This is a genomic window from Burkholderia glumae LMG 2196 = ATCC 33617, assembly GCF_000960995.1.
Lineage (GTDB): Bacteria > Pseudomonadota > Gammaproteobacteria > Burkholderiales > Burkholderiaceae > Burkholderia > Burkholderia glumae.
The window spans coordinates 2,643,366-2,661,994 of record NZ_CP009434.1 but is presented as its reverse complement, the minus strand read 5'-3'; the positions used below and the strand labels follow the sequence as shown (position 1 = coordinate 2,661,994).

At 68.2% G+C, this 18,629-nt stretch carries 15 protein-coding genes; 4 read left to right on the top strand and 11 right to left on the bottom strand.

Going from position 1 to position 18,629, the window contains the following annotated elements; genetic code table 11:
• Window positions 1-101 precede the first annotated feature (101 nt).
• From KS03_RS11885 to KS03_RS11850, 8 genes are all read right to left on the bottom strand, one after another.
• Window positions 102-1,619 (bottom strand): sensor domain-containing diguanylate cyclase, encoded by a 1,518-nt coding sequence (locus KS03_RS11885; protein ID WP_012733294.1) that lies wholly within the window; start codon window positions 1,617-1,619, stop codon window positions 102-104.
• 680 nt (window positions 1,620-2,299) lie between these two features.
• Window positions 2,300-3,382 carry an aldose epimerase family protein gene (locus KS03_RS11880; protein WP_012733295.1) on the bottom strand — a complete coding sequence of 361 codons (1,083 nt, stop codon included), beginning with the start codon at window positions 3,380-3,382 and terminating at the stop codon, window positions 2,300-2,302.
• 119 nt (window positions 3,383-3,501) lie between these two features.
• Complete coding sequence (locus KS03_RS11875) at window positions 3,502-4,512, bottom strand: aldose epimerase family protein (protein ID WP_012733296.1); 1,011 nt, start codon at window positions 4,510-4,512, stop codon at window positions 3,502-3,504.
• Entirely contained in the window at window positions 4,509-5,591 is a 1,083-nt protein-coding gene (gene yjfF, locus KS03_RS11870) for a galactofuranose ABC transporter, permease protein YjfF (RefSeq protein WP_012733297.1), read from the bottom strand. Before yjfF ends, KS03_RS11875 begins: the two co-directional genes overlap by 4 nt.
• Window positions 5,588-6,628 (bottom strand): ABC transporter permease, encoded by a 1,041-nt coding sequence (locus KS03_RS11865; protein WP_012733298.1) that lies wholly within the window; start codon window positions 6,626-6,628, stop codon window positions 5,588-5,590. Before KS03_RS11865 ends, yjfF begins: the two co-directional genes overlap by 4 nt.
• Window positions 6,625-8,139 carry a sugar ABC transporter ATP-binding protein gene (locus tag KS03_RS11860; protein ID WP_012733299.1) on the bottom strand — a complete coding sequence of 505 codons (1,515 nt, stop codon included), beginning with the start codon at window positions 8,137-8,139 and terminating at the stop codon, window positions 6,625-6,627. Before KS03_RS11860 ends, KS03_RS11865 begins: the two co-directional genes overlap by 4 nt.
• An 87-nt stretch (window positions 8,140-8,226) precedes the next feature.
• Window positions 8,227-9,195: an ABC transporter substrate-binding protein gene (locus KS03_RS11855; RefSeq protein ID WP_012733300.1), complete on the bottom strand. Its 969-nt coding sequence runs from the start codon at window positions 9,193-9,195 to the stop codon at window positions 8,227-8,229.
• Between the two features lie 931 nt (window positions 9,196-10,126).
• Window positions 10,127-12,049: a methyl-accepting chemotaxis protein gene (locus tag KS03_RS11850; RefSeq protein ID WP_039202937.1), complete on the bottom strand. Its 1,923-nt coding sequence runs from the start codon at window positions 12,047-12,049 to the stop codon at window positions 10,127-10,129.
• 358 nt (window positions 12,050-12,407) lie between these two features.
• Between KS03_RS11850 and KS03_RS31330 the strand changes: the two genes are divergently transcribed.
• The gene (locus KS03_RS31330; RefSeq protein WP_144415946.1) at window positions 12,408-12,626 is read left to right on the top strand and encodes a hypothetical protein; all 219 of its coding nucleotides are present in this window, start codon (window positions 12,408-12,410) and stop codon (window positions 12,624-12,626) included.
• A 438-nt stretch (window positions 12,627-13,064) separates the two neighbouring features.
• Here the strand turns inward: KS03_RS31330 and KS03_RS11845 are convergent, their stop codons facing one another.
• On the bottom strand, window positions 13,065-13,493 hold the full coding sequence (locus tag KS03_RS11845; protein ID WP_017433144.1) for a hypothetical protein: 429 nt from the start codon (window positions 13,491-13,493) through the stop codon (window positions 13,065-13,067).
• Between the two features lie 188 nt (window positions 13,494-13,681).
• Entirely contained in the window at window positions 13,682-15,265 is a 1,584-nt protein-coding gene (locus KS03_RS11840) for a methyl-accepting chemotaxis protein (RefSeq protein ID WP_012733302.1), read from the bottom strand.
• A gap of 35 nt (window positions 15,266-15,300) precedes the next feature.
• Between KS03_RS11840 and KS03_RS11835 the strand changes: the two genes are divergently transcribed.
• Window positions 15,301-15,612 carry a hypothetical protein gene (locus KS03_RS11835; protein WP_232252192.1) on the top strand — a complete coding sequence of 104 codons (312 nt, stop codon included), beginning with the start codon at window positions 15,301-15,303 and terminating at the stop codon, window positions 15,610-15,612.
• Window positions 15,613-15,753: 141 nt separating this feature from the next.
• Window positions 15,754-17,169 (top strand): MFS transporter, encoded by a 1,416-nt coding sequence (locus tag KS03_RS11830; RefSeq protein WP_012733303.1) that lies wholly within the window; start codon window positions 15,754-15,756, stop codon window positions 17,167-17,169.
• 118 nt (window positions 17,170-17,287) lie between these two features.
• Here the strand turns inward: KS03_RS11830 and KS03_RS11825 are convergent, their stop codons facing one another.
• On the bottom strand, window positions 17,288-17,629 hold the full coding sequence (locus KS03_RS11825; RefSeq protein ID WP_012733304.1) for a hypothetical protein: 342 nt from the start codon (window positions 17,627-17,629) through the stop codon (window positions 17,288-17,290).
• Between the two features lie 79 nt (window positions 17,630-17,708).
• Between KS03_RS11825 and KS03_RS11820 the strand changes: the two genes are divergently transcribed.
• Window positions 17,709-18,614, top strand: a complete 906-nt coding sequence (locus KS03_RS11820) for a hypothetical protein (RefSeq protein ID WP_012733305.1) — start codon at window positions 17,709-17,711, stop codon at window positions 18,612-18,614.
• The last annotated feature ends 15 nt before the right edge of the window (window positions 18,615-18,629 follow it).

Here is an 18,629-nt window from a genome sequence, read left to right as displayed (position 1 = left end):
ATTTGCGGTTAACCCCGGTTCCCCGACGCTGCGCGCCCTCCCGCCGAGGCCGCATGCCGGCACGCCCGGGCGCCGCGCCCGGGCAGACCGCGTGCGTCTGCTCAGGCGCGTGCCTCGCCATCCTCCGCCGGGGCCGCGCCCACCCGGTTTCGTCCGCTTCGCTTGGCCTGGTAGAGCGCCAGGTCGGCCTGGCGGCAGAGCGCCTCGACCGACGCCGGCTTCCCCCGGCGGCCGGTGGCGCAGCCTATGCTGACGGTCAGGGCGGGAATCGGTTCGGGAAAATCGGCAAGCCGGTTTCTTTCGATATCCTCTCGAATGGCTTCGGACACCGTCAATGCGCCATGCGTATCGGTATTGACCAGCACGGCGACGAATTCTTCGCCGCCGTAGCGCGCGGCGATGTCGCCATGGCGCCGGACATGCCGGCTGATGCATGCCGCCAGGAAGCGCAGGGCGGTGTCGCCCTTGGCATGGCCATGGATGTCGTTGTACTGCTTGAAATGGTCGGCGTCGATGAACAGCACCGACATGCAGGTATTGCCGCGCTGGACCCGCTGCCACTCGTCGGCCAGCACGGCATCCAGGGCCCGGCGGTTCAGCAGGCCCGTCAGCGCGTCGGTGCGGCTCAGTTCGGTCAGCTTTCGCTGCTTGTTCAGATTGTCACGCAGTACGAAGGCGAGCAGCCAGACCGCCGCACAGAACAGCGCGCTGATGGTCCCGGCGGAGACCCCGACCTTCCAGGCCATACGGGTGATTCCCGCCAGCACGTCGCTTTGCGCGGGCGCGACGACGGCGATCAGCGGGGTGCCGGGCACGCGCTGGTACGTATAGAGCCGTATCGTGCCGTCGACGCTCGAACGCGCGACATAGAAACCCGAATCGTGCTGGGTCATCCCCGCGAACGTGTTGGAGCGGCGCAAGCTGGCCATCTGGCTCGCGCTGACGGGCGGATTTCTCGCGAGAATGATGCCGTCGGAGCGCACGATGGCGCTGATGCCATGAGCGCCCACATCCAAACGCTCGAGGAGTTGGCTGAAGTAGGCCAGATCGATGGCGACCACCGCGATGCCGTTGAAAGCATGGCCGGCTCCGTCGATGCGGCGCGACAGCGCGATCGAGCGCGTGCCGCCGCGTGAACGCGCTTCATAGGGCTCCGACACGTAAAGCCCGATGTCGGGCTTGTCGCGCGGCGCCTTGAAGTAATCACGGTCGCTCAGATCCCACCGATGCGTGGGACTGCAGCAGCCGTCGATCACCCGGCCTTCGGCATCGGTCACGCCCATCCCGGTGATGTGTTGCGCGGCGGTCCTGTCGAACAGAAGGTCGTGCCGCAGGCGGGGGTCCATGTTGCGGAACGCAGGATTGCTGAGATTCGTGGCCAGGCTCATCAGCGCCATGTTCGAGGTTTCTACCGTCCTTGCTATTTCGCTGGCCAGCACTGCCGTCACGTTGCGTGAGTTCTCGTGAGCATGGGTGATGACTTCGTCGTGCGCGGCCCAAAGCGTCATGACACTGATTGCCGATGTCGCGACCGACATCAACGTGCCCAGCACGCCGATGACGAGAAAATTCCTTCCGGCCCAGTCGGCGATCTTACCTAGTGAGGTTGAGGCGGACATACTCTCTTCAGATGAAAGCCAACGAATCGACGCGCGGCACTGACGCGGCAGGCGGTGTTAACGGCCGAGCCGGCATGAAATTAATATATGCAATCCCGACCGAATGAGTGGTCGTCGCAGCGGGTGGCCGCGTCTGACGCGCGGCGCGGGCCGAACGGCCGCGGCGGCAGGGAGCCAGCCGCGCTGGCGCGCGCGGGCGCATGGCCGGGCCAATGGGGGGGAGGGATCGAAGCCGGCCGAACGAGGCCGGGCCACCGACGAGGGCCGCGTGGCGATACCGGGGAGCATCGGGGCGACGTGGCGGCGGCGTGAACTGCTGATGATCCATTGGGCTCGGCGATGGCTCATTGGCTTGCCCAATCGATTAGGTCAGACAAAAGCTCCGGCCTGCCGGCGGCTTCGATATCTGACAGGCGCCACCGGGTCCGTCGCGCTGCGGCGCGGACTCATGCGATGGCTCCGCCGTTCGCTGCGGGGCACGGCGCCGGCGCGGTTCCTAACCAGGATCAATACCACACTCGTATGTGCCGAGTATGAAACGGCCCGCCGCCGCAGCGATTCGACGGGCGATGGCCTTGTCTTTCGCGGCACGGGATGGGCGCGCCACGGCACGGCCCGATTTCGCCAGCTTGCATGGCAACAGCGGGCCGGGCCGCCGGGCGCGCGCTTGCCGCGATCCGCTAGCCGGCACTGACCTGGTATCGGGTGAGCTGGCGATACGGCCGTCCCGGCATCACCAGTACCGCGTCCCGGTCCGCCATGTTGATCTGGTTCGGGAATCCGCCGGTTTCGAGACACAAGCCGGCATGCCGGCGATACGCCTTTCCGCCGCGTGCGGCCACGCCTTCGAGGAAGTTGCCGCTGTAGAACTGCAAGCCGGGCTGATCCGTCGACACGGTCAGCACGCGTCCGCTTTCCGGCTCCTCGAGACGCGCCACTTCGCGCACGGCGGGCGTTCCCGCCGAGGGGCCGGCGGCGTGGAGCACGTAGCAATGGTCGAAGCCGCCCGCCAGCCGGATCTGGGCGTGCTCGACGTCCAGCCCCGGGCCGATCGGCGCGGCGCGGCGGAAGTCGAAGGGGCTGCGCTCGACCGGCTCGCGTTGCTGCGGAATCAGCGCGCCGTCGACCGCGAAATACGAATCGGCATGGATCGTCAGCCGATGGTCGCGGACGTCCCGATCCGGCTGCCCCGTCAGATTGAAATACGCATGATTGGTCAGGTTCACCGGCGTCAGCCGGTCGGCCTGCGCCAGATAGTCGATTTCCAGCGTGCCGTCGTCGCTCAGCCGGTAGCGCACCTCGACTTGCAACTGGCCCGGGAAACCGCCTTCGCCGTCCGGCGAATCGAGCCGCATCAGCAACGAGTCGCCGGCCGGCCGGGCATGCCAGAGCCGCTGGTGAAAACCGGCTTGCCCGCCGTGAAGCAGGTTGTCGCCTTCGTTCGGGGGCAACTGGTAGTCCACCCCGTCCAGCCGGAAGCGCGCCGACTCGATCCGGTTGGCCCACCGCCCGACCAGCGCCCCCAGGTACGCGCGCGAGCTCAGATAATCGTCGAGCGTATCGTGGCCGAGCAGGATCTCCCCCGGGTTGCCGTGCCGGTCGGGCGCGATCCACGACAAGAGCGTCCCGCCCAGTTCGCTGATTCGCACGCTGGCGCCCTTCGCATTGCGCAGCACGAAAGTCTGCACGGTCCTGCCGTCGCTCAGTGAACTGCTGTCGCTGGCGGTCACGCGTTGCGCGGCGTTCGGGTTTTCGGTCGACACGGCTCGTCTCCTTCAGGTTGAACGTTCATTCGCGATGCGCCGGCCGCTCGCTGCGCGGCTGGCGTCGATTCGCCGGTCCGCCGGTCCGCCCCGGAGCGGTCGCGCCGGCCCCGCGCTTGTTACCGCGGGGTCCGGGTCAGCGTGCCGGTGCGCTCGACGGTGAACCGGAAGCGGCGGGACAGCGTCGCGCCGGCATCGACCCACACGGCATCGTCGTCGCGATCGGCAAGGCCGGCCCCCTCGGCGGGGCCGCCGAGCGCGTGAAAGCAGAAACGCGCCGGCTGCGCGCTCGCATGCAGCCAATAGGCGCGCGCGTCCGCGGCGACCTCGAGCGCGTAGTGGCGGGCCGGCCAGGCGAATACGGCCCGTCCGCCCCAGCCCGTGAAAAGATGCTCGACCCGCGCCGGCGGCAGCGGATAACTCACGCCGAATTGCCAGGCCGGCGGCGTCGGCACGTGGTGCCGCCCGGCGCCGCTGCCGGATGGCAACCATAGCCCGCTGGCAGGCGCGCACATCGAGGTGTCGGCATCGCGAACCAGCGAGGTGCAGAGGCCGGTGGCGACCCTTACCGGCGTGCTGGCCGCGTTCTCGAACTCGATGCGCACGGTGAGCGTCGGCCCGTCGAGCTCGAACTCCTGGACGAGGGCGTAGGGCAGCTCCGCGAGGTTGCGCATGGCGAGCCGCAATCCGGCCCCGGCCAGCCGTTCGACCTGCCATGTCGCCCCGGTGGCGGGGCCGGGCAGGGCAGGGCCCGCCGGGCCGGCGGGTCGCGGCCGCTGGCTGCGCGTGCCCGGGCGCGAGTGGCCTCGCACGTGGCACACCGGATAGCAGGCGAGCGCCGGTGCGCCGGCGTCGGCTGCCGCAGGCGGCGTGCCGTCGAACACGGGCGTCCAGGCACCGCGATCATTCCAATCGAAGCGTGTCAGGCCGCCCCGCGCGCCGGCCACGGCTTCCAGCCTCAGGCAGGCGTTGGCCACGCTCAGGCGCCGCTCGGCCGCTGCCGCCCGGCCGGGCCGCGAGCGCGCCGCCGCCGTTGCGCCCTCCGCCGCCACCGCCTTGCGCGAGCCGGCCGGGTCGGCTGCCAGGCTCGCGCCGCGTCCGCCGGCGGTGTCGCTGCCGTACAAGGTCACGGCCCCGTGCCGACCAGGGCGGTTTGCTTGCCCTCGTCGTCTCCGCGGGCCGGATGCGTCGCCGGGCGGGCCGCTTTCGCGTCCGTTCCGGAGCCGCCCGACTGCCGCCGCCGCGCATGACGCTCGATGATCCGCTGCAGCAGGCAGAAAATACAGAGCAGGGCGCCGATCACGATCCGGGTCCACCACGAACTGAGCGTGCCGTCGAAAATAATCAGCGTCTGGATGGTGCCGAGAATGCCGACCCCGAACAACGAGCCGATCACGTAGCCGACGCCGCCCGTCAGCAGCGTACCGCCGATCACGGTGGCCGCGATCGCGTCCAGTTCCATGCCCTGCGCCTGCAGCCCGTAGCCCGACAGCACGTAGAGCGTGAACACGACGCCGCCGAGCGCCGAGCACAGCCCGCTTATCGCATAGACGCCGACCTTCGTGCGCGCCACCGGCAGGCCCATCAGCAGCGCGGAGCGCTCGTTCCCGCCGACGGCATAGACGTTGCGCCCGAAGCGCGTGAAATGGGCGACGTAAATCGCCAGCCCGAGCGTGGCGAGGGCGATCAGCGCGCCGGCGTTCAGCGTTCCCCCGCCCACCGGCACGCTCAGGCGCGCGATGGCGCGAAACGTCGGCTCGTCGATCGTGATCGACTGCGTCGTGATCAGGAAGCAGACGCCGCGCGCCAGAAACATCCCGGCAAGCGTGACGATGAACGGCTGAAGCCGGCAGTAGTGGATCAGCGCGCCCATCGCCGCGCCGTACAGCGCGCCGAAGGCGAGCACGAGCGGCACGATGACCCAGAACGGCCAATGCATCCACTCGGCGCCCACCGCGCACAGGATCGTGGTCAAGGCCACCACCGCGCCGACCGACAGATCGATGCCGCCGGACAGGATCACGAACGTCATGCCGATCGCGACGATCAGCAGAAAGGCATTGTCGACCAGCAGGCCCGTCAGCACCTGCATGGAGAAGAAGCCCGTGTACATCACGGAGCCGAAGCCGAACAGCGCGGCGAACAGCACGATCGTCACGACGATCGGCAGGGTACGGGGATCGCCCAGGTAGCGAGTCAACGTTTTCATGATGTCGTCGAACCGTTGATGAGGCGCGCGCGCGCGCCATGAAGCGCTTTTCGGATCGGCCGCATCAGCAGCCCTCGCGCGGCGTCGGACTGGATCACGCTGACCAGGATCACGACCACGGCCTTCACGACCAGCGTCGCCTCGGGCGGCACGCCGATCGAGTAGGTGGTGTACGTCAGGGTCTGGATGGTGAGTGCGCCGAGCACGGTGCCTGCCATGCTGAAGCGGCCGCCCATCAGCGACGTGCCGCCGAGCGTCACGGCCAGGATCGCGTCGAGCTCGAGCAGCAGGCCGGCGTTGTTGCCGTCCGCGCTGCGCACGTTCGAGCTGGCGATGATGCCGGCGATGGCCGCCGTGAGCCCCGAGAACGCATAGACGCTGAACACGATCATGCCGGATCGCAGGCCGACCAGACGCGTCGCCACCGGGTTCACGCCGATGGCGCGGATGAAGAGGCCGAGCGCCGTGCGATTGACGAGCAGCGCCGAGAGCGTCACCACGGCGGCCGCGATCCAGACGGAACACGGGATCGTCGCGAGATAGCCGTCGCCGAGCCGCAGATAGCCGCTGACGCCGATCGGAATGATCTGGCCGTCGGTGAGCAGTTGCGCCACGCCCCGCCCGGCCACCATCAGGATGAGCGTGGCGATGATCGGCTGCATGCCGACGAAGGCCACCAGCAAGCCGTTCCAGAAGCCTGCCAGCAGCCCCACGCCGGCCGCCGCGATGAGCGCCTGGGCGAGGTGGGACGGGTCCGCCTGCAGGATCACCGCCGCGGTCGCGCCGGCGATGGCGACGATCGCGCCCACCGAGATGTCGATGCCGCGCGTGGCGATCACGAGCGTCATGCCGAGCGACACGATGACGAGCGGCGCCGCGCGGTTCAGGATGTCGATCGGCGCGCCGAACAGATGGCCGTCGAGCATCGTCACCGCCAGGAAGCTGGGCCGATAGACGACGTCCAGGGCGAGCAGAAGTGCCAGCGTCAGCGCCGGCCAGACGAGCGGGTGGTCGAGCCGCCCGAGAATGCGTTTCATGACTGGCCTCCTGCGATGAACCGATAGACCTCGTCCTCCGACAGCGATTCGCCCGTCACCTCGGCCACCTTGTGCCGGTCGCGCAGCACCGCGATCCGATGGCTGACGCGCACTACCTCGCTGACGTCCGAGGAGATGAAGAGAATCGAGAGGCCCTTGGCGCAGAGCGCGAGCACGCGATCCATGATGTCGAATTTCGCGGCCACGTCGATGCCGCGCGTGGGTTCGTCGAGAATCAGCAGCTTCGGCTCGGTGGCAAGCCAGCGGGCCAGCAGCACCTTCTGCTGGTTGCCGCCCGAGAGCAGCCCGATCGGCTGCTCCGCGTCGCGCGCCTTGATGCCGAGCTGCGCGATGTAGCGCTGCGCCAGCTCGCGCTGGCGCGCGAGGCTCATCATGCGCCACCAGCCGAGCCGGGCCTGCAGCGCGAGCACGATGTTCTCGCGGATCGACAGCGCCGCGACGATGCCTTCCTTCTTGCGGTCCTCGGGACAATAGGCGATGCCGTGTCGAACGCCGTCGCGCGGCGACGAAAGCTTCACCGTGTCGCCGCCCACCGTCATCGAGCCGCTGTCGGCGCGCTCCGCGCCGAACACCAGCCGCGCGGTCTCGGTGCGGCCCGAGCCGAGCAGCCCCGCCAGGCCCAGGATTTCACCGGGCCGGATGGTCAGATCGACCGGATTCATCAGGCCGCGGCGGCCCACACCCTGCATCGCGAGGAACGGCGCCGCCGTGTGCTCGGCCCGCGCGCCGGCGGCGCCGCCGTCCTTCAGGCGCTCGCTCATCCGCACATGCCCGGTCATTCTGGCGACGAGCTCGTCCATCGGCAGATCCTTGGCCAGGTATTCGCCTTCCCGCTCGCCGTTGCGCATCACCGTGATCCGGTCCGACACCGCGTAGGTCTGCTCAAGGAAGTGCGTCACGAACAGGATCGCCATGCCCGAGGCCTTCAATTGGCGCAGCACCGCGAACAGCCGCTCGACCTCGCCGTCGTCGAGGCTCGAGGTCGGCTCGTCGAGGATCAGCACGCGCGCCTCCACCGAGACGGCCCGCGCGATCGCCACCATCTGCTGGACGGCGATCGGATAGGCCTCGAGCGAGCGCGTCACGTCGATGGTCAGGTTCAGGCCGGCGAGAATCTCGCGGGCGCGCGTGCGGATCGTCCGCCAGTCGATCGCGCCGCGCTTGACCGGCTGCCGCCCGGCGAAGATGTTCTCGGCAACCGAGAGGTTCGGACACAGATTGACTTCCTGATAGATCGTCTGTATCCCGGCCGCCTCGGCCTCGATCGGCGCGGCGAATCGCACCGCTTCGCCGCCCAGCCGGATCTCGCCGCCGTCGTGCGAGAGCACGCCGGTCAGCACGTTGATGAGCGTCGATTTACCCGCGCCGTTCTGGCCCATCAGCGTGTGGACCTCGCCGGGGAACAATCGGAAATTCACCTGCTGCAACGCCTTCACGCCCGGGAACGTCTTGTCGATCCCGGTCATTTCCAGCATGGGGGTCTGCATCATTGTGTTCACCGCACGTCAGTGTCCGCCAGATAGTGGAAATAGCCGAACACGGCCCGGCGCCGCGCGCCGGGCCGCGTGACACGCGCCTCAGTATTTCCGGGTCGGCAGCAGCTTCGCCGCGACGTCCATCGGGAAAATGGTTTCGTTGGTCACGATGCGCCGCGGAACCGGCTTGTGGGCCACCACGTCTTTCACCGCGCTCATCAGCTGCGGTCCGAGCAGCGGGCTGCATTCGACGTCCACGTTGATCTTGCCCGCCTTCATCGCCTCGAAGCCGGCCTTCGTGGCGTCGAACGAGACGACCGTCACGTCCTTGCCGGGCTTGATGCCGGCTTCCTCCATGGCCTGAATGGCACCCAGCGCCATGTCGTCGTTATGGGCGTACACGACGTTGATCTGCTTGCCGTAGGTCTTGGCGAACGCTTCCATCACCTGCTTGCCGCCCGCCAGCGTGAAATCGCCGCTTTGCGACGCGATGATCTTGAACTTCGGATCGTTCTTGATGATTTCCATCAGGCCGGCATGGCGGTCGTTGGCCGGCGCGGAGCCCACCGTGCCCTGCAGCTCGGCGATGTTGATCGGGCCCGGCTCGTTCTTGTAGCGTTCCTCGAGCCAGCGTCCGGCGCGCCGTCCTTCCTCCATGAAGTCGGAGCCGATCATCGTCACGTACAGCGACGGGTCCTTCACGTCGACGCCGCGGTCGGTGAGGATGACGGGGATCTTGGCGCGCTTGGCTTCATCCAGCACCGGCCCCCATCCGGATTCGACGACCGGCGAAAACGCGATCACGTCGACCTTCTGCGCGATGTAGGAGCGTATCGCCCGGATCTGGTTTTCCTGCTTCTGCTGTGCGTCGGAAAACTTGAGATTGATGCCGGCTTCCTTAGCGGCGCTCTTGATCGACATGGTATTGGCGGTGCGCCAGGCGCTTTCCGCGCCGACCTGCGAGAATCCCAGCGTGATCGGCTTGTCCTCGGCCGAGGCGTTGGTGCCCGCGGCCAGCGCCAACACCGCGCCCACCAGCGTACCCACCGCAAACTTTCTGATCAGTTTCATCGTCGTCTCCTGTTGATTGGGTTTGTATTTCTTACTGGTCATGCCCGCGCTGCCGACAGCGCGTCTTCCGGGCGCCCGCGACGGTCATACCGCCTGCCTGCCGCGCCGCAACGGGTCGAACCGGGCCGACGGCAGCACCAGGCCGCCGCGGATCGGAACTGGATGAACGGCCGTCTGCCCGGCGAACTCGGGCCCGGCGGCGCGCGGCCAACCGCTGGCCGGGGCGCGGCGCGCCTCATGCGCGCCCGGCTCCCGGCACGGCCGCCGCCTTCCGGGCGCGGTGCGCCCGCTGGCCAGGGGCCGGGCGCCGGCCCGGCGGCGGCGTATCGGAGAGGGGTTCGTTCTGGAGTCCGGCGGTGCCGATCAGCAGCCCGGCGCTCAGCGGCACTGTCACGATCGCGTCCTTGGCCTATGCGTCGGTGCCGGTCGCGTATCGCGCAGGATCGGCCCGTCACCGGCTGCATGGTCGGGAATACCCGCACGGTTCACCCGGCTTCGATAGAGGAAGCCGCTGTTGTCCGTGCTGCCGAACCATCGTTGTTGGGATCGCAGATTGGATTGCGTGTCCGACATCGCTCGTCCGTGAGAGTGGCTCGATTTGCGTGCAGTCTAAAGAGAAGCTTCATAGCCTACAAATGAAATATCAAGCGCTTCCGATATCGTTTCCCGTATCCGCGTAAACACCGAAACCCGCCCGGCGGGCCTCCTGGCCTGGGTGCGCGCCATTTGCGCCGGAGCGGATCGCGAGGATGCCGGAGCGCGTGAGACTGGTGCAGAGGGGAAGGGCGCGCGAAATCCGGTGGAACCCGGCAGCGCCTGGCCCGCCTCAGCGCATGCTGCGGCGGGAGGAAATCGCGCTTCACGACAGCCGGACGCGAACGCCCGGCGCCGCTGCATGCATGCAGAGGGGGAAGCTCAGGGCGCGGGCGGATCAGCGCTGCGCGCGGATCTTGAACACGCCGACCACGCGCATCAGGTTTTCGGCCTGATCCTCCAGCGACTTCGCCGCCTCCGTGACCTGCTCGACCAGGGCCGCATTCTGCTGCGTCACGCCGTCCATCTGCCCGACCGCCTCGCTGACCTGCTCGATGCCGCGCGCCTGCTCCGCCGACGCCGCGGTAATTTCACCGACCAGGTCGGCCACGCGCCGGATCGACTGCTTGACCTCGGCCACCGTTTCGCCGACCTGCGAGGCCTGCCGGGTGCTGTCGCCGATCATCGCCACCGACGAGGAAATCAGCTCCTTGATCTCCTTGGCCGCGGCCGCGGAGCGCTGCGCCAGGCTGCGCACCTCGCTCGCCACCACCGCGAAGCCCCGGCCCTGTTCGCCGGCGCGCGCGGCCTCCACCGCCGCGTTCAGCGCGAGGATGTTGGTCTGGAACGCGATGCCCTCGATCACGCCGGTGATCTCGGAGATCCGGCCCGAGCTGTCGCTGATGCGGTCGATCGTCTGCACCATGCCCTGGACGGCCTCGTTGCCGTTATTGGCCACGTCGGTCGCCCCGCTGGCCAGCGTGTTGGCCTGCCGGGCGTTGTCGGCGTTCTGGCGCACCGTCTGGGTCAGCTGGGTCATGCTTGCCGCGCTTTGCTCGAGCGCTGCGGCCTGCTGCTCCGTGCGCGCCGACAAATCGCGATTCCCGTTCGCGATCTCGCGCGCGCCGAGCGTGACCGACTGCGTGCCCGCCACCACCTGCACCACGATGTCGTGCAGGCGATCGACGAAACGGTTCAGGCTGGCCGCCACCGCGGCGAATTCCTTGCCGCCCGTCTCCGGCAACCGGCGCGTCAGGTCGGCATCGCCCGAGGAGAGATCGTCGATCTTCTCGCGCAGCATGCCGAGCCGCTTCATCAGCGTCCGGATGCCGAGCAGCACGACGATCAGCAGGGCCAGGGCCAGCGGAATCTGCACGGCGGCCAGCTGCTGCAGGATCCGCGTGCTGTTTTTCATCAGCAACGCGGTCGGCACGCTGGTGGCGATCAGCCAGGGGCTATCGGGAATCGGCTGCAGGAACAGCGTGCGAGAGACGCCGTCGGCCAGATACTTGCCGCTGCGTTCGATATTGCCCTGCGACAGCTGGCGCAGGATTTCCGCGGCCATCGGGCTGTCGGCCTGGATCTCGGAGAGATTCTTCAGGATGCTGTTCGCCGGCGTGCCGGCGCTGTTGCTGACGATTTTGCCGTCGCGCTCGACGATCAGGACCTGGCCTTGGATCTTCTGCTCCATCTGCGAGACGAGACGGTTGAAGAATCCCAGCGTGACGTCGATGGTGGCGACGCCGTACAGCTGGCCGTCCTTGTAGATGCCCATGGCGCAATTGGTGCGCGGCTGCGGGCTCGCATCGTCCTGATACGCCTTGGCCCAGAGGCAATGGCCTTTCGGCGCATCCTCGCCGTTCTTGTACCAGGGTTGCTCCCAGTACTTGAGGGAGTCGGGCTGGTTCCAGTGCGTGTTGACCACCAGCGTACCCGATGCATCGCGGGCGTAGAAGGTGCTGAACCGGTCGCGCGTCGCATCGCGCTTTTTCGGCAGCGGCCAGATACCGCCGCCGAAGACGTTCGGGTCGCCGTATTGATTCACCAGCACCGGCAGCAGGGTGTCGATCTGGTCGCTCGACAGCAGCGGAACCGTCTCGGTGATGGTGCGCTGCTGGGCTTCCACCTTGCGCAGCTGTTCGCTGACGAGCACGGAAATCTCGTCGACCTCGCCGGAGACGACGTGCCCCTCGAGAATGGCGAGATTCGGCGTGACCACCAGACGGATGACGGCGAACGTTGCGATCAGCAGCCCGATGAAGACGGCCACGATAATCAACGTGAAGCGTGCCTGGATTGATAGATTCGAGTAGGAAGGCATGGGTGGTATCGAGATAGTGACGGTATCGGACGAGCCATTGCGAACGGCATGGCTAAGCTGCCAACTCAAGAGCCCCGTGGGGGGGGCGGTTTATTTCCTCGACGATTGGTGGACTCGGGACGGGCGTGACGTTCGGCGCGACGCGCCCCTTCGGGGCGCCCGCGCGTCGCGCAACGGCTGTTGGCAGTGGATTCGATTCCGTTTCGAGGCGCGCGTGGCCGGGCGCTCCGGCAAGCCGGCATGGTCTGCGCCGACGCGCGCCACGACTTCGAGCGACATCGGCGAGCGCCGCGCGAGCGCGGCATCGCGACCGTGAACGCCCAATCGCGAGGCGCACACGTCACGTATCGTCAGGGCCTTGAACGCCACCACTCTCGACCTCCGCAATTTGCGTCGTCCGCACATTCGTTGTGTTAATCGCGCGGACATTCACGAAGCATTTCTAAAAACCCGGCTGCCCACTTGTCTGATGAAATATATGTCTGATGAAATTGCTTCAGACATGCTGAACGGGATTTTTGAATCGGCTTCGGAGACGGGCGCTATGGGGATATCGGCAAGGCCGAACATATCTTGAGGGCGAACGGCCGCATCGGACCGGGCAGGACGCGCCGGTCCGCATGGTTCGATGTCGTCGGGCCCGCCGAGGGGGCCGGCTGGCCGAGGTCGGCAGCCGTCGCGGTCGCGCGCGAGCCGCCTGTGCGGTTGCCGGGCGAGGCTGCGGCACCGGCGGCCTGGCTCATGCGCAGAGCGGGGAATCGGCCCGGGTCAAGGGCTCGTGCGAGCACCCGAGTCGAGCACCCGAGTCGAGCGCCCGGAACGGGCGCGGCCAAGCCAGTGGCCGGCAGGCCGCGGGCCGATGACGGCGGCAGCCGGGTCCAGCCCGGCAGCGCCGGACGCCGGCGAACACGTTGCCGGCCGCGCAATCTGGCGGCAACGCGGCGGATACGCCGATTTGGTTGGGTATCCGAATGATTCGACGAATCGGGACGACGAGCAGCCGGCTGCGGCTTCGCTACGCCAGCGCGCCCGCGATCGCCGGGCTTGCCGTGTAATCGGCGCGCTCGGCACGCGATCGCCAGGCCACCGGCACCGGCTGCCGCCGCTCTTTCAGGCGAAGATAGGCGCTCCACAGCTGCGCGGCAACCACGGGGACGAAATGGTCGTTGTCCAGGTCCACGGGCGTGTCGGTGGCAGGAAGGCACATCGTGACGATGTCGCTACGCAGCGATGCGAGCAGGCCGGGATTCTGCCGAGGAAAACAGTCGAGACGGTCCAGCGCTTCGAGTTCGAGCCGGCGCAGCGTGGACCACGTCATCGGCTTGTGCGGGTAACACCTCACATACGTGCGGGCAAGCTCGTCGGCAATCGGCTCGAGTGCGAACAGCAGCGCGCACCACTCCCAGATGTCGAACGGAGGCGGCTCAGTCCGGGTGTCGTTCATCACGTCTCCTGCATGTCGATGCTGTCAGCGCCATTCTTGGCGCTTTGCAATTTAACAATGTGCCGAAAGTGTCAACTTCCACCGCAAGCCGGGCGCGGCGACCTTCGCGGTGCCGCTTGGCTGCGGCCGCTCGGGCCGCCGCGCCGGGTCGCGCCAGCGGGCGGCTTTTGCCACCCGGTGGCGCCGGCTTAGTGCCAGGCCGCGCCTCTGCCGTCGGCCGTGCCGATCCGGAAGAAGGCCACCGCGTCGCGAAGCGTGGCGGCCTGTTCGGCCATGGCCTGCGCCGCGGCCGAGGCCTGTTCCACCAGCGCCGCGTTTTGCTGGGTCACCGCGTCCATCTGGCTGACCGCGGTGTTGACCTGTTCGATGCCCGTGCCCTGCTCGTCGGATGCCGAGGCGATCTCGCCCATGATGTCGGTCACCTGGCGCACCGACTTGACGATCTCGGACATGGTGGTGCCCGCCCGATTGACCTGCTCGCCGCCGGTTGCCACGTGATCGACCGAGCTTTCGATGAGATCCTTGATTTCCTTGGCGGCGCTGGCACTGCGCTGGGCGAGCGTGCGCACCTCGCCTGCCACGACGGCGAACCCTCGGCCCTGTTCGCCCGCGCGCGCGGCTTCCACCGCGGCGTTGAGTGCCAGGATGTTGGTCTGGAAGGCAATGCCCTCGATCACCGTGATGATTTGCGATACCTTGCCGGAGCTTTCCGAGATCGACTTCATCGATTCGACGACCTGGTCCACGACGTTACCGCCGCGCACCGCCACGTCGCACGCATTGGTGGCGAGCATGTTGGCCTGCTTCGCGCTATCGGTGTTCTGCCGGACGGTCGAGGTCAACTGCTCCATGCTCGCGGCGGTTTCCTCCAGCGAGGCGGCTTGCTCTTCGGTGCGTTGCGACAGGTCCAGATTGCCTTGGGCGATTTCACCCGCGGCCGACTTGATCGACTCGGCGGACGACTGGATGCCCGCGACGATGCCCCTCAGTTGCTGCCGCATGCCCTCCAGCGACGCCATCAGGCTGCTCTGATCCTTGTCGCGAACCGGCGCCGCCACCGAGAGGTCGCCCTGCGCGATGCGGCTGGCCACGCTCGCGGCCGCGGCGGGCTCGCCGCCCAGCGCCCGCAGGATGCCGCGCGTAATGACGATGCCCAACACGATCGCGAGGGTGATCGTGACCAGGCCGGCGGCCGTCAAGGTGAACATGGTGGCGTTGGTCATCGTGGCGACCTGGCCGGAGCGCTGGTCGAGCAGGGCCTGTTCGGCATTGCCGACATCGGCAGACACCGCACGGTAGCGATCCATGAACTGCTTGTCCTTGCCGAGCTTGAATTCATCCGTGAGCGCGCTCAGCGGCTGGGTTCCCGCGTTGACGTCGCGCCTCAGCGCGATCAGCTTCTCGGCGACGCTGCCCACCTTGTTGCGCAGCTGCAGCAGCTCCTCCAGGCGCTGTTGCTGGGCGGCGTTGTCCGAGGTGAGGCCGTGGATGAGCTCGTACGATTTGGTGAACTGGCCTTGGCCGGCCACATAGGGATCGAGAAATTTGTCGTCCCCGGAAATCACGTAGCCGCGTACTCCCGTCTCCATGTTGACCATGTTGGCCAACATCTCGTCGTTCGCTCGCAGCACGCGATAGCTATGAATGTTCCATCCGTTGGCGTCGTTCAGGCGCAGGAAATTGACGATGGAGATCGCGCTGCCGATCAGCGAAATCAGTATGACGATTCCGAACGCGCCAGTGAGCTTCTGGCCTACGGTCATGTTTTTCATGGTTTTCTCCCCGATTGTGGTGGTCTGTATCGGTAATGTCGGCAACTGTTTTGGTTACTGAAGTTTTGCGCGCACTATGCCGCAGGAAAAATGGTCGGCTCCGGGCGATCGCGAACGGCAGGCCGGGCCATCAATCGATGGGCCGTATCAACGCGCGCGATGTGCAAGCCTTCGCCGGCGCGAGCGGCCTGGTTCGCGAGCGCGCCTGGTTGTGGCTGCGTGCATGGCTGTATGGCCGGAGGGCCGCGAGGCGCTGCCGCGCGCCGGCGATCAGAGCCAAGCGTTCGACACGCCGCGCGCTGCTGGACCGGCTGCGCACGCCGGCCGTCGAGACCGCGGCGGCATAGTCCTCGGCATCCTCGCGGCCGCGGCCGCGGCCTTGCGGGCCGGCCGGCCCGGTACAATGCGCGACGCACCGGCCGCGCTGCCACGCGGCGGCCGGCGCGCGACGACAGGACCTCACGACAAGACCGATGGAGACGACCGGCATGGCCACCGAACACCGACACGCGACCGTCGCCGACGCCGCGCCGCCCGATGCCGGCGCGATCGCGGCGCGCCTCGACCGCCTGCCGCCGACCCGCACCGTCTGGAAGCTCGTGGTGCTGCTGAGCCTCGGCTTCTTCTTCGAACTCTACGATCTGCTCTACAGCGGCTACGTGGCGCCGGGCCTCGTGAAGGGCGGCATCCTGAGCCCGGCCACGCACGGGCTGTTCGGCACCACCGGCGTGGCGAGCTTCATCGCCGCGCTGTTCGCGGGGCTGTTCATCGGCACGCTCGCCTGCGGCTTCCTCGCCGACCGTTTCGGGCGGCGCGGCGTGTTCACCTGGTCGCTGCTCTGGTACACGGCGGCCAACCTCGTGATGGCGTTTCAGGACACGGCGGGCGGCCTCAACTTCTGGCGCTTCATGGTGGGCCTCGGGCTCGGCGTCGAGATGGTGACCATCGGCACCTACATCTCGGAGCTGGTGCCCAAGCAGATCCGCGGCCGCGCGTTCGCCTGCGAGCAGGCGGTGGGCTTCTGCGCGGTGCCGGTGGTCGCGTTCCTCGCCTACCTGCTGGTGCCGCGCGCGCCGTTCGGCCTGGACGGCTGGCGCTGGGTGGTGCTGATCGGCGCGCACGGCGCGATCTTCGTCTGGTGGATTCGCCGCGCGCTGCCGGAGAGCCCGCGCTGGCTCGCGCAGCAGGGCCGGCTCGACGAGGCGGATCGCGTGATGCGCGCGCTCGAGGCGCAGGTGGCCGCCGAATACGGCCGGCCGCTGCCGCCGCCGGGGCCGGCCGAGCCGGTGGCGGCGCGCGGCCGCTTCGCCGACATGTGGGTGGCGCCGTACCGCAAGCGCACCGTGATGCTGACGGTCTTCAACGTGTTCCAGACGGTCGGCTTCTACGGCTTTGCGAACTGGGTGCCGACGCTGCTGATCAAGCAGGGCATCACCATCACCACCAGCCTGATGTACTCGGGGGTGATCGCGCTGGCCGCGCCGGTCGGCCCGCTGATCGGCCTCGCGATCGGCGACCGCTTCGAGCGCAAGAGCGTGATCGTGGCGATGGCGGGCGCGGCGATCGTCTGCGGGCTGGCGTTCAGCCGCAGCGGTTCGGCCGCGCCGCTGGTGCTGCTCGGCATCGGCCTCACGCTCGCCAACAACATCATGTCGTACAGCTTCCACGCCTATCAGGCCGAGCTGTTTCCCACCGCGATCCGCGCGCGCGCGATCGGCTTCGTCTATTCGTGGAGCCGCTTCTCGGCGATCTTCACGTCGTTCGTGATCGCCGCGGTGCTGAACGGCTTCGGCACGGCGGGCGTGTTCGCGTTCATCTCGGCCGCGATGCTGATCGTGATGGCGTCGATCGGGCTGATGGGGCCGCGCACGCGCGGCATCGCGCTGGAAAGGATCTCGCACTGAAAGCGGGCGGGCGCCGCCCGCTGCCTTCGCGCGGTTTCGCTTCGCCAACGACGACGCGCCCGGGGCCAGCCCCGGGCGCGTCGTCGTTGGCCGCCGCATTCGTGCCGCCGCGCGGCCGTCATCCGGGCTTCGAGCTGAGGCCCTTGAGCCCCTGGATCACCACCATCAGCGCACGGCCGTGCTCGTCCGAGCCGTCCCAGGCGTCGACGATCGCGTCACGCAGGCGCTCGTCGTAGCTGCCGCCGCGCGCCCCCGCGGCGGGGGCTTCCATTCCGTAGAAATTGCATAGCTTGATGAATGGATCGCTGCGCCTGAGACGCTGCCCGCCGGACAGCCGAAGACGCGACACGGTAGGCTGGCTTACGCCGCAAAGCCTTGCTATTTCGCTGGACGAGCGCGGATCTGCCCGCAGCCTGTCGAGCAGCTCCTGAACTGAAAAATTGGCGTTCGGGGCTTCCATGTCATGCATTATAACTATACAGTAGCGGTTATTGAAATGCCCCTCGCAAGATCGGGTGGCCACGCCCGAGAGAGAGTTGATGACACTGAAACACCTGCCCCCGACGTTTTGCTGGACCAGGATCGGCGCCGAAGCCGGCGAGGATCTGTCGACCACCGTGCTGCGCAAGGAGTGGGAGCGGCGGCTCGGCGGCGGGCGGTTCCTGTGGGGCATCGGGCAGTCGCTCGGCAGCAGCGTGCAGATGGCCGCGCACCGGGCGGGCTCGCTGATGGCGCTGTTCACGCCGCCGGCCGGCCGCGCGCGTGCGCTGGAGCCCGGATCGCGCGGCATGCTGCTCTGGAACGCCTGGGTGGATGCGCTCGGGCAGGTGCGGCAACTGCCGCCGTACACCTTCATCACGAGCCGCGCCACGCTGCCCTCGGGGCGGCGGCGCGAGCAGCACTACGCGCTGGTCTGCGCGTCGCCGGCGCCGCTCGGGGTGGGCACGCGCCTGCGCGTCACGCCCGCCCACCTGCGCAGCGCCGGCACCGGCAGGCCGCTCGGCGCGGCCCAGGCGGCGGCGGTGGTCGACTGCGTGGCGCGCGCGGCGCAGCCGGGTGCGCGCAGCTATCCGGTGGCGCTCGCGGTCGAGCTGGACGCGCCCTACACGGTGCGGCTCGCGCAGCCGTCGGTGCTGAAGCTGCGCGAGCTGGCGCGGATCGGCAAGGCCGCGCGCGAGGGCGATTTCGAAGCCTATGTCGAACTGGTCGAACGCCTGCGCGGGCGCTCGGCCGGCACCCAGTCGCGCGGCTTCACGCGCGACCTGTTCGACTTGCCGGCGGTCGAGCCGGCGGCCGTGTACACGGATTTCGTGAAGCGGCTGCGCGGCCGGCCGCCGGCGGAACACGCGCGCGGGCTCACGCGCGACCTGTTCGATTTTTCCGCGCTCGAGCCGGTGCCGGTGCTCGGCACGGCAGGCGATCCACAGGGCAGCCTGCTGCCGTAGCCAAGGGCGGCGCGC

What these genes read in the sequence shown, in the direction of transcription:
- KS03_RS11820 (WP_012733305.1), top strand. Translation starts at nt 17,709, where the DNA reads ATGACACTGAAACACCTGCCCCCGACGTTTTGCTGGACCAGGATCGGC.
- KS03_RS11855 (WP_012733300.1), bottom strand. Translation starts at nt 9,195, where the DNA reads ATGAAACTGATCAGAAAGTTTGCGGTGGGTACGCTGGTGGGCGCGGTG.
- KS03_RS11850 (WP_039202937.1), bottom strand. Translation starts at nt 12,049, where the DNA reads ATGCCTTCCTACTCGAATCTATCAATCCAGGCACGCTTCACGTTGATT.
- KS03_RS11835 (WP_232252192.1), top strand. Translation starts at nt 15,301, where the DNA reads ATGTCGGCAACTGTTTTGGTTACTGAAGTTTTGCGCGCACTATGCCGC.
- KS03_RS11845 (WP_017433144.1), bottom strand. Translation starts at nt 13,493, where the DNA reads ATGAACGACACCCGGACTGAGCCGCCTCCGTTCGACATCTGGGAGTGG.
- yjfF (WP_012733297.1), bottom strand. Translation starts at nt 5,591, where the DNA reads ATGAAAACGTTGACTCGCTACCTGGGCGATCCCCGTACCCTGCCGATC.
- KS03_RS11840 (WP_012733302.1), bottom strand. Translation starts at nt 15,265, where the DNA reads ATGAAAAACATGACCGTAGGCCAGAAGCTCACTGGCGCGTTCGGAATC.
- KS03_RS11830 (WP_012733303.1), top strand. Translation starts at nt 15,754, where the DNA reads ATGGCCACCGAACACCGACACGCGACCGTCGCCGACGCCGCGCCGCCC.
- KS03_RS11825 (WP_012733304.1), bottom strand. Translation starts at nt 17,629, where the DNA reads ATGGAAGCCCCGAACGCCAATTTTTCAGTTCAGGAGCTGCTCGACAGG.
- KS03_RS11885 (WP_012733294.1), bottom strand. Translation starts at nt 1,619, where the DNA reads ATGTCCGCCTCAACCTCACTAGGTAAGATCGCCGACTGGGCCGGAAGG.
- KS03_RS11865 (WP_012733298.1), bottom strand. Translation starts at nt 6,628, where the DNA reads ATGAAACGCATTCTCGGGCGGCTCGACCACCCGCTCGTCTGGCCGGCG.
- KS03_RS11860 (WP_012733299.1), bottom strand. Translation starts at nt 8,139, where the DNA reads ATGATGCAGACCCCCATGCTGGAAATGACCGGGATCGACAAGACGTTC.